Raw genomic sequence first — 10,921 nt, 5'->3', positions numbered from 1 at the left:
TTATCGCCTGCTTGACCTTGATCAAGAAGCTTACGGAACATTTCAACGCCAGTGACGATTGTTTTTTGTGTTGGTTTAACGCCAACAATTTCCATTTCTTCGCCGACTTTAACAACGCCGCGTTCAACACGACCTGTGATAACTGTTCCACGACCTGAAATCGAGAAAACGTCTTCAATAGGCATCAAGAATGGTTTATCAATAGCACGTTGTGGTGTAGGAATATAGGAATCAACAGCTTCCATTAATTGTTTAACAGCAAGCTTGCCACTTTCTTTACCGTCTAAAGCTTCAAGCGCTGATCCGCGGATAATAGGAATATCATCGCCTGGGAAATCATATTTGGATAATAATTCACGAATTTCGAGTTCAACAAGATCAAGAAGTTCTGGATCATCAACTTGGTCAACTTTATTCATGAATACAACGATTGCAGGCACACCAACTTGACGTGCAAGAAGAATATGTTCGCGTGTTTGTGGCATAGGGCCATCCGCTGCAGACACAACAAGAATCGCGCCATCCATTTGGGCAGCACCTGTGATCATGTTCTTAACATAATCGGCGTGTCCTGGGCAATCAACGTGTGCATAATGACGATTGGCTGTTTCATATTCAACATGTGCTGTTGAAATAGTGATACCGCGTGCACGTTCTTCTGGGGCTTTATCGATTTGATCATAAGCTGTGAAAACTGCGCCACCTGTTTCTGCGAGTACTTTTGTAATGGCAGCTGTTAAGGAGGTCTTACCATGATCAACGTGACCAATTGTTCCAATATTACAATGCGGTTTGTTCCGCTCAAATTTTACTTTTGCCATTATCTATGCCCCATTAACTTGGTTTTATGCACATTATACCCATGATTATAAAATGAGAAGGGTATTGTCGTTATGGAGCGGGTGATGAGAATCGAACTCACGTCATCAGCTTGGAAGGCTGCGGCTCTACCATTGAGCTACACCCGCACTTAAATATTCTGAAAAGTGGTGGAGGGAGAAGGATTTGAACCTTCGTAGACTTTCGTCGGCAGATTTACAGTCTGCTGCCATTGACCGCTCGGCCACCCCTCCAGATTTTTATCGTGCGTGAAACACGATAAAAACTTCGGTCATAATAGCTTGCGTGCTGATTTTGTCAACAGGAAAAATGAAGGATTTTTATTTTCTTGAAGTTTGAATTAATTTTCGTTGAAGTAGGGCTCTTTAACCAAATTTAAATACTTATTAAGGTATGATGAACTTAGAGAAAAACTTAAACAGGAGGATATCATGAAGAAAACATTTTTTGTATTGGCGACAGCTCTTTTCCTTTCATATGGTGCATCAGCAATGAAGGTTGCGGGTACTGCCTCATGTGATACCAAATGGAATGCATTAACTAAAAATGATGCAGGACAAGCAATGTCTTTTGCATACACCAAAGATGCTAAGCTAAAAATAATGGAACGTCCTGTTGGGAAATATCTGGGTAAAGTAGACTGGCTGAAAGTGTGTGAAGATAATAAAAAACTAGGACATTAAAAACTACACTTGGTTGCGGGGGCAGGATTTGAACCTACGACCTTCAGGTTATGAGCCTGACGAGCTACCGGGCTGCTCCACCCCGCGACAGAGTGTGATGTTGTTATAGGACAATTCTGCAGACAGTGCAAGACTTATTTAATTTTATTTTTGATGGCTTTTAGAAGTTCATCGAATTTTTGTTCATTTGCGATATTTCAAAACTCAATTATCGCTTTAAATAGAGAGCATCACTCAATTTATTGATGTGCTCTCTATTTTAAGAAACGAATTGCTTTTTACTGGAAAGCGCCTCTTTTTGTTTCACCTGCGGATGTAGAGAATGTATGATTTTCAACAATGCCATCTTTGTTGAATAATATTTTTAATCTTTTAGTCGTATCATTTGTGCCGTTGTAAACAAGGCTTGCATATGGAATGTAGTTGATACCTTTTGCAGAAGAACGCGTAAATTTATATGTCCACAATTCTTTGCCGTCGCTGAGCAGGTCAAAATCTACTGGATCTCCATAGGTATTTTTAACTTCTGCTTTAGTTGTTTTGTTGGCTATGAGCTTTGATGCGACTTCAGCATCTGACGTTTTTTCTAGAAATTGATTGCCGCTTTTAGCTGCACATCCTGCAAGAAGAGGTGTTGCTAAGCATAGAATAAGACAAAGTTTTTTCATAAATACTCCTGAGTTTGCAGTTAATTAGCTTATTGATTCAACCTATATGCTTTTGTTCATATCTGTTTCATGTCAGTAAGCTATATTAACGATGTATAAATAGCAATAAAATACATTTTTTTTATTTTTTATGCAAAAATAACTTGAAAATTAAAAAATACCAATGCGCATAAAATGCGTGCTGTTGTTTCATGTTAATTGAGCTTAAGTCTATGATATTGCAATCTACCGGACAAAAAATAACATTAGGCCGATTTTTGACTGTCCTAATCTCACGCCCAGCAACTCATTCCAAAGAAATGAACACAAATGTTTACGAAAAGCTCCTCAAAAGTAAGAACTTTTTTCACCTCTCCCCTTGTGGGAGAGGTCGCGACCAAAGGGAGCGGGTGAGGGGTATTTTGGAGAGTAAGTATTGTTTTGCAATGCTTACATACGACACGATGATGTGTTCCTTGTAAACGCTTTAGACACCCCTCACCCGTCGCTACGCGACGACCTCTCCCACAAGGTGAGAGGTGAAAACAATTTCTTTTTTTGTCCGGTAGATTGATGATATTGTTAAAAACATTCTTTTTGAATATTAAAAAAATTGATATTGACACATTCCTTAAAACATATCAGTATTACTTACCTGTAATGACTTAATGAAAGGGTGTTTTTATGAATCTTAAGTCACTGTTTTTAAAATCAATGTTATGTTTAACTTTAGGATTACCTGGTGTTTTATCGCATTCCTCAGCGCTTCATGCTGATGCAGAAGATATCAACCAAAAAATAGTTTCGCCACATCAGTTTGAGGTCACGCCTGAGATTTTTGCATATTCTTACAAAGAATGGCTCAAGAAGAAACCATTAATGTCTCTTAAAGGTCCCAAATTTGGTCTTGGTGGCGCGTATACTTATAATTTTGGTAAAAATTTCGTTAAATTTGCGTCACGTTTTGCAATAGGTAATGGTAAGTATAAGTCAAATGGTACGGGAAAACGTAAATTTAATCCATCTTGCTATGTTGATTCCCAAGCTTTATATGGTCGTCATTTTGATCTTTCGTCAAATGTAACAATAAGCCCTTATTTAGGCCTGGGTTATCGCTATTTAATAACGCCCCCTACAGGAATCCGAACAACAACAGGTCATTCTAACTATTTAAGACAGTCCCATTATCTTTATATCCCCATTGGATCTGATTTAACAATTCCTATTGATTCGAAGCTTTCTTTTGTCGCTAATGCTGAATATGATGTATTTTTAAAGGGGTTGCAAAAGTCTCATCTAGGTTCTTATTATGGCGGAACATATAATAACAAACAATCGCGTGGATATGGTTTAAAGGCAGCAGCTGGTTTAAGGTGGGATTTAGAAAAAATGGCGATTGAAGCGAAACCTTTTTTCCGTTATTGGTCCATTGCTGATTCGAAAACTATATGTAAAACTGGAGGTATAGGTAGAGTTTGTGCAAAAGAACCTAAAAATGAAACAAAAGAAGTTGGGTTAGGTATTACTTTTAAATTCTAAACTATCTATCTGTAGGGGGAGGGGATCTCCCTACAAATTTGATTGCAACTTTTCTAGTCGTTCAAAAAACTAGAGGATACAAGGTCATTTCAAACTATTTGGCAGATTTGACGAACATAAATATGTTCCTTTAAGAATGGCGGAGAGGGTGGGATTCGAACCCACGGTACCCGCGAAGGCACAACGGTTTTCGAGACCGCCCCATTCAACCGCTCTGGCACCTCTCCGTAAGAGATTTATTAGAAGTATCAAAAAATGCTGCATTGAGCAAGGTTTGAATTAATAATTCTCCAAGGTTTGTTTAACAAAAGACCAACAAGACCTAATATTCTTCGTCCACAATGCCTTCACGCGCATTTTTAACTTGTCTTAGCAATTTATACAACAAAGCTTCAAGCCCTATGCGGGTGATGGAGGATAATAAATATACCTTTGCCCCACTTGTGTCCTCAAGTTCTTTTTGTTTGGTGTGCATTTCTTCTTCGTCTAAAAGATCAACTTTATTCAAAGCGATAATTTCAGGCAAAGTTGCTAATTTCGGATCATAAGACATAAGTTCCGAACGAATAACTTGATATGCTTTAACAACATCTTCTTGCGATCCATCAATAAGGTGGAGAAGACCTGAACAACGTTCCACATGACCTAAAAAGCGGTGACCAAGACCGATACCTTCATGGGCACCTTCGATAAGTCCTGGGATGTCAGCAACGACGAATTCATCGTTTTCAATACGTACAACACCTAATTGAGGTGCTAAAGTTGTAAATGGATAATCTGCAATTTTTGGTTTTGCGCGTGAAACGATACTTAGAAAGGTTGATTTACCCGCATTAGGCATGCCCAGAAGGCCAATATCGGCTATCAGCTTAAGGCGAAGCCATATCCACGCTTCTTGCCCTAGAAAACCTGCGTTTGCACGTTCTGGTGCCCTATTAGTTGATGTTTTATAATGAACATTACCAAAACCACCATCACCACCGCGTAAAAACAAGATTTTCTGACCCGCTTTTGTAAAGTCGTGCAAAACGGTTTCTTTATCTTCATCTAAAATTTGAGTGCCCACTGGTACTTTAAGCGTAATATCATCTGCTGATCTACCCGTGCATTGAGCACCACGTCCATTATCGCCCTTACAAGCTTTGAAATGCTGTTTATATCTGTAATCAATTAGGGTATTTAAATTATCAATAGCCTCGATAAAGATATGACCACCACGGCCACCATCACCACCATCGGGTCCACCATATTCAATAAATTTTTCACGCCTGAAGCTTGCAGAACCATTGCCACCATCGCCGCTTTTAAGAAAGATTTTCGCTTCATCTAAAAATTTCATTTAAAAATCCCAAAGTGATTTTAGAAAAATCAAGTTATATCACATTCTGTAAAAATATAGGTATTAAAATTATATCTTCTAGGCCATTCATTAAAAATTGGTTAGTACATTTTAGTTTTTTTTGAATTTGTGGTAACTTTCGGGCAAATCGTTAATCGCAACACTTATTTGAAGATTCAATCGATCGCGTGATTCTAGAAAAAAAACTTTCAATCGATCCACTATAATTTCACTGATACTATTAATTAATTTTTGCTCTCTACCAGGCATGACGCTGATAAAAACATGCACAAAAGCATTATCAATATGGTTATCACCTAGAACATAATCTTTATGGCGTATTATACGACTTTTGCAACTATCTAATTGCGTCGGCAATTTATCTACTAAAATTTTTTGTATTTCAATACATATAGGCTTTAAATCTGATTCAATTATATTATCGCTGCATTCTAAAATAATGTGAGGCATTTTCATGTCCATTAGGTAATTAAAAAAAATAGGGCCATTCGACATTAACCGAATAGCCCTTTTATGTCAGATGGAAGAATGTAACTTAAAGTAAATTACAAAATCCTTTTTTACCGGCTGGTTTTTTGACAGCCTCAGTGTCATCTTCTACAGCATTAGAATTACCTGTACCTAAAGGGATTTCTTCTTTTTCTTCTTCAGATGCTGCCTGACGTTTGATCACTGTTTCGGTTCCATCAACCAACGCATCGCCTACATAAAGATTATAAGTAGCGCTTTCTTCAACAAAAATCTCACCTGGTCTAAATTCAGCAATTGCAGATTTATCTTTATTTGCTTCGTCTATCAATGCATTACAAGTAAATGAAGCTATTGTATATTCATAAGAACCTATCAAATGACCTTTATCGCTATTCGCACCAATAACCATTAAATTTTCTAAACTTTGTTCAGCGCCCTCTTGGTTCGAAAATGTTGGCCATTCGCCAACAGCAATAACAAGATTTGGTAATAAACAGATTGCGACTAAAAAGACTAATTTCTTCATTTTTTTACTCCTGATTAACTTATTATTATGTCAAGAAGCTTTACATTGTTTTACTTCTCGGTAATTTGACTCTAGACATATATCTGCATTACCTTCAACCAAAAAATATCTTTTACCTTTTTTTCTTGTGAATGGATGCATAAATAAACACAGAAAATGTTACAAATAGGATAAAATTAAAAAGATTAGTTTAAAAAAAGAAAAATATTACATTATAGAACATGCTGTTACAGATTCTTGAAAAAATTTTCCTAATGGAGAGCTTGTATCATCTTCATGCGTCTCGTCATTCAATTCGTCTTCACTATCAATATCATTTTCACCTTCATGATCAGCATTTAAATAGTTATTGAGCTCTGGCACATTTTCTTGACTTGAAAATACTGGCCTCTCATTTTCAAAGGCCATAGCAACATTAGATATCAAACAGATTGCGATGAACAATACTAAATTCTTCATTTTTGATCCCAATAACACATAAGCTATTTTGCTTCTCTATAATTTGACTCTAAACCCATTTCTGCGCCACCCTCAATCACAAAAATATCTTTTATCTTTTTTTCGTGTGGCTGCATAAGTAAATAAACACAAGGAATCACAAAAAGCGTAAAGAATGTACCAATGGTCAAGCCACCGACAATTACCCAACCAATGTTTTGACGGCTTTCAGCGCCAGCACCAATAGCAGTCGCCAGTGGTAATGCACCTAAAACAGTTGCCGCTGTCGTCATTAAAATAGGCCTGAATCGCATTAAACACGCATCAAAAATAGCCTGGAATGGTACTTTATTTTTTTCACGTTGTTGATTTGCAAATTCGACAATGAGAATTCCGTGTTTGGTAATTAACCCAATAAGTGTAATCATCCCCACTTGGCTAAAGATATTCAGCGTTTTACCCGCTAAAAAGAGGGTCAATAAAGCACCAGCTAAGGATAAAGGCACAGTCACCATAATAATAAGTGGATCTTTGAAAGATTCAAATTGGGCTGAAAGCACCAAATAAATAAACACAAGCGCTAGTAAGAAGAAGAAATAAATACTTGCAGATGCTTTTTTAAATTCACGTGATTCACCGCCAAAATCTATTCTGGCACGATCATTCATCACTTCTTTTGCACTGGTTTCAATAAAATTAAGCGCTTCACCAATGGTATAACCAGGCGCTAAATTCGCTGTAAAAGACGCAGCGCGCAATTGATTAAAATGATTTAATTCTTTGGGCGAAACTGTTTGTATAGTCTTTACAACATTCGATAATTGTACCATTTCTCCTTTAGGCGTTTTGATATAAATCTTTTCGAGATCTGATTGGCTGCCACGGTTCTTTGCTGCCAATTGTACAATCACATCATATTGTTTACCCTCGCGCTTGAAACGCGTCACTTGACTACCACCCAAATAGGTTTGAATTGTTCTTCCAATTGTTTCAACTTCAATCCCTAATTCAGCTGCTTTCTCGCGATCAATTTCAATCTTTAATTGCGGTTTATTCAATTTCAAATCTGATTGAACATACATCAAGCCTGGGTTTTGATATAATTTACCAAGCAATGTTGTCGACATTTTATCCAACACATCATAGGATTCCGTTGTTTGAATCACGACTTCAACAGGTTTGTTCTGAGGTGATTGACCCAAAGGCGGCGGATTCATTGGAAATGCCATAAGTCCTGTCACGCCGAACATTTTAGAACCCATATCAAAAATAATGCGTTTGGCTTCGCGCTCCCGCTTCGTCCAATCCGATAGAATCAAAAAAGAAATCCCTTGCGATACAACAGGATAACCAGAAACTACGAAATATTTTTCAACCTCTGGTACTTTATCAAAGATAGATTCCAATTCAGCAGCATATTTGCTTGTATAATCAATGGTTGACCCTTCAGGCGACAAGAAAACACCAATAATTGTTCCTTCATCTTCCATGGGTGCCAATTCTGATTTTATCACCCAAAACATTGACATCGAAATAAGCGCTAATGTGACGCCTATAAAAACGGTTTTCTTAGGGTTCAACAAAGCTGATTTTAATTTCGTTTGATATCCTGCTTGCACATTATTATATAATTTTTCAAACCAGGATGTGAGTGGTGATGCCTTTTGATGGGATTTTAACAATTTTGAACACATCATGGGCGTCAAGGTTAAGGCTACAAAGCCTGAAATCAACACAGCACCTGCCAATGTCCACGAAAATTCTGTAAATAATTTACCTGTGACACCCGTTAAAAATCCAACAGGTGCAAAAACAGCAGCTAATGTTAGCGTCATAGCAAGAATCGCAAAACTGATTTCTTTGCAACCCAAAATGGCTGCTTCAAAAGGTTTTTTGCCTTCCTCCAAATATCGATGCACGTTTTCAAGCACGACAATCGCATCATCAACCACCAAACCAATTGCCAACACAAAAGCAAGCAATGTTAATGTGTTAATACTGAAACCCATCATCATCATCAGGAAAAAAGCACCAAATAATGATACAGGGATGGCGATTAACGGAATAACAGAAACGCGGAAGGAGCCCAAAAATAAAAAGATAATGACAGCCACAAGAATAATGGCTTCAAAAATCGCGTGATACACATTTTCAATCGACGATTTAATATAATCAGCTTTATTATACGCAATTTCAAATCGCATGCCTTCCGGTACTGTTTTTTGAATCGCTGGTAATTTTTCTGCAATAATTTTAGACACATCTAATGGATTTGCGGTTGCTTGTTTTATTATACCTAAGGCAACTGAATCTTTTGCATTATAACGCGCGATACTACGTTCATTCACCGCATCATATTTTGCAAAACCAACATCTTTTAATTTGATCAAGGAATTATTACTTTGCGCAATGATCATATTGTTGAATTCTTCAGGTGTCTTAAGATCAGTCTCAGATAATACTGTATATTCGCGGTACTTACCTTCAATACGACCACCAGGCACATCCACATTCTGACGTCTTAACGCAGATTCAATATCTTGCGGTGACAAACGGAAAGAAGCCAATAATTCAGGGTCGATACTTAGCCGCATGGCATAACGTCGTTCCCCAAAAATTGCAACACCTGCAACACCAGGCAAGGTTTGTAGCTGACTTTTAACGACACGATCCGCAAAATCCGTGATCTCAAGTGGGCTATGACGATCACTATAAAATGCAATATAAATAATAGGTTGAGCGTCTGCTTCAACTTTTTGGACTATGGGCTCGTCAGCATCTTTAGGCAAATTACCACGCACACGCGCCACACGGTCTCTGACATCCGCTGCAGCTGTTTGCGGATTCACTTCCAAATTAAAATTAATCGTTATTTGACCCACTTCTTGCCTACTTTGAGACGAAATAACGTCAATGCCTTCAATCCCTGCAAGCGATTCCTCTAAAACTTGCGTGACTTCACTTTCAATCAGTTCAGCGCTCGCCCCCCGATAATTCGTCTGAACCGACACAACGGGTGGATCAATATTTGGATATTCACGCACTGTTAAACGGAAAAAAGCAACAATCCCTAAAATCAACAAAAATAGATTGATGACGGTTGCAAAAACCGGTCGTTTAATACAAAGCTCAGGTAAATTCATGATGCTTTTCCTTGGGCAGAGACTTCTGTTTTTAGAGGTTCAACAGCCATGCCTTCAAATAATTTGTGCTGACCCGTTGCAATCACCATGGATTCTTTGGTAACGCCTTCTAAAATTTCAATTTCTTGTGCTTCTTTTAGGCCCATTTTTACTTTTTGCATATGTGCTTTGCCGTCGTTGAAGGTGTACACAAACGTATCATTTCCAACAGGTACAATTGCATTTTCGGGTAAAAATAAAGCTTGCGGTTTTTCGCTTAAAACAAGCTGCAACCTAGCAAAAAGACCTGGTTTAAGTCTATAATCTGCATTTGGTAAAGTAGCTTTCGCGCTCACCGTACGATCTTTTGCATCTAATTTAGGGTCAATCGCAAACAAAGTTGCTTGAAAAGTTTCATTTGGATAAGCATCAACTGACAAATTTACTTTTTGACCCATTTTGATATAAGGCAATGCATATTCAGGCAATCTGAACTCTACTTTAATGGGATCAATCGATTCCAAATTAACAAGTTCCATCCCCTGATTGGCATAGGCCCCCAAACTTACTTTGCGTAGCCCCATAAATCCATCAAAAGGCGCTATAATTTTTGTTTTACGGTAATTGGCTTCGGCCAAATCCACTTTCGCTTTATTAACTTCAACATCACGAAGGGCAGTATCTTTATTAAATTCACTACCGGCTTGTTTACTTAATAACGTTTGCGCGCGCGATAGGTTTTTTTGACTTAAAGCCAAATTTGACCTGGCTTGCGCGAGTTCTGATTTATAGACCTCATCATCTAAGCCAATGCATAAATCACCTTTTTTAAGATACACACCTTCTTCAAATGCAATTTTGACGATACGTCCAGGAATTTCAGGTTTCAAAATGACGGATTCACTCGATAATAAATTACCAATAACTTGAATTTTATATTGGAGTGGTTTTTCTAAAGGATGAATAATTTCAACAGGAATAGCGCCCGTTATAAAACCCTTTTTTTTCATTTCTTCAATTTTATGGTTCATAAAAACCCTAAAAACAGCAAGGCCTACAAGTCCTATAATAATTAAAAATATAATACTTCTTTTGATAAAGGTGGTCATTTTTTTCTCCTTAAAGATATCAAATCATGCAGGAAAAATTGATATTTGAAAAGATTTTATTACAATAAATTAAGCATCCGCATATTCGATAGTAACCCATAAAATCCATTGAAAAATATAAAAATAAATTATGTGAGTGTATAACCCGCATAACAAAATATTTACACAATACACAAGGAAAATTTA

The 10,921-nt window shown here is 37.4% G+C and carries 10 protein-coding genes and 4 tRNA genes; 2 read left to right on the top strand and 12 right to left on the bottom strand.

Annotated features, from left to right (window positions below; genetic code table 11):
• The 3 genes from Q8L85_00160 to Q8L85_00150 form a co-directional block, all read right to left on the bottom strand.
• A partial coding sequence (locus tag Q8L85_00160) for an elongation factor Tu (protein ID MDP1723101.1) occupies positions 1-821 on the bottom strand: 821 nt, incomplete at its 3' end.
• A gap of 73 nt (positions 822-894) precedes the next feature.
• Positions 895-968, bottom strand: a tRNA-Gly gene (locus Q8L85_00155).
• A gap of 19 nt (positions 969-987) precedes the next feature.
• Positions 988-1,073: transfer RNA gene (locus tag Q8L85_00150), tRNA-Tyr, on the bottom strand.
• A 198-nt stretch (positions 1,074-1,271) separates the two neighbouring features.
• Here Q8L85_00150 and Q8L85_00145 point away from each other — a divergent pair.
• Positions 1,272-1,523, top strand: coding sequence for a hypothetical protein (locus Q8L85_00145; GenBank protein ID MDP1723100.1), 252 nt, complete (start codon positions 1,272-1,274; stop codon positions 1,521-1,523).
• A 10-nt stretch (positions 1,524-1,533) separates the two neighbouring features.
• Here Q8L85_00145 and Q8L85_00140 read toward each other — a convergent pair.
• Positions 1,534-1,610, bottom strand: a tRNA-Met gene (locus tag Q8L85_00140).
• Positions 1,611-1,801: 191 nt separating this feature from the next.
• Complete coding sequence (locus Q8L85_00135) at positions 1,802-2,191, bottom strand: hypothetical protein (GenBank protein ID MDP1723099.1); 390 nt, start codon at positions 2,189-2,191, stop codon at positions 1,802-1,804.
• 663 nt (positions 2,192-2,854) lie between these two features.
• Between Q8L85_00135 and Q8L85_00130 the strand changes: the two genes are divergently transcribed.
• Positions 2,855-3,709: a hypothetical protein gene (locus tag Q8L85_00130; GenBank protein MDP1723098.1), complete on the top strand. Its 855-nt coding sequence runs from the start codon at positions 2,855-2,857 to the stop codon at positions 3,707-3,709.
• A gap of 137 nt (positions 3,710-3,846) precedes the next feature.
• Here Q8L85_00130 and Q8L85_00125 read toward each other — a convergent pair.
• The 7 genes from Q8L85_00125 to Q8L85_00095 form a co-directional block, all read right to left on the bottom strand.
• Positions 3,847-3,936, bottom strand: a tRNA-Ser gene (locus tag Q8L85_00125).
• Positions 3,937-4,031: 95 nt separating this feature from the next.
• Positions 4,032-5,048 (bottom strand): GTPase ObgE, encoded by a 1,017-nt coding sequence (gene obgE, locus Q8L85_00120; protein ID MDP1723097.1) that lies wholly within the window; start codon positions 5,046-5,048, stop codon positions 4,032-4,034.
• A 111-nt stretch (positions 5,049-5,159) separates the two neighbouring features.
• Entirely contained in the window at positions 5,160-5,519 is a 360-nt protein-coding gene (locus tag Q8L85_00115; protein ID MDP1723096.1) for a hypothetical protein, read from the bottom strand.
• 85 nt (positions 5,520-5,604) lie between these two features.
• Complete coding sequence (locus tag Q8L85_00110; GenBank protein MDP1723095.1) at positions 5,605-6,066, bottom strand: hypothetical protein; 462 nt, start codon at positions 6,064-6,066, stop codon at positions 5,605-5,607.
• A gap of 207 nt (positions 6,067-6,273) precedes the next feature.
• A complete protein-coding gene (locus Q8L85_00105) occupies positions 6,274-6,525 on the bottom strand; it encodes a hypothetical protein (protein ID MDP1723094.1) in 252 nt (83 codons plus the stop codon).
• Positions 6,526-6,548: 23 nt separating this feature from the next.
• Entirely contained in the window at positions 6,549-9,647 is a 3,099-nt protein-coding gene (locus Q8L85_00100) for an efflux RND transporter permease subunit (GenBank protein MDP1723093.1), read from the bottom strand.
• Positions 9,644-10,735 carry an efflux RND transporter periplasmic adaptor subunit gene (locus Q8L85_00095; protein MDP1723092.1) on the bottom strand — a complete coding sequence of 364 codons (1,092 nt, stop codon included), beginning with the start codon at positions 10,733-10,735 and terminating at the stop codon, positions 9,644-9,646. Before Q8L85_00095 ends, Q8L85_00100 begins: the two co-directional genes overlap by 4 nt.
• Between the last annotated feature and the right edge of the window lie 186 nt (positions 10,736-10,921).

Source organism: Alphaproteobacteria bacterium (assembly GCA_030680745.1).
GTDB lineage: Bacteria > Pseudomonadota > Alphaproteobacteria > JAUXUR01 > JAUXUR01 > JAUXUR01.
The sequence above is the reverse complement of the archived record's forward strand: the minus strand, read 5'-3'. Positions and strand labels throughout refer to the sequence as shown.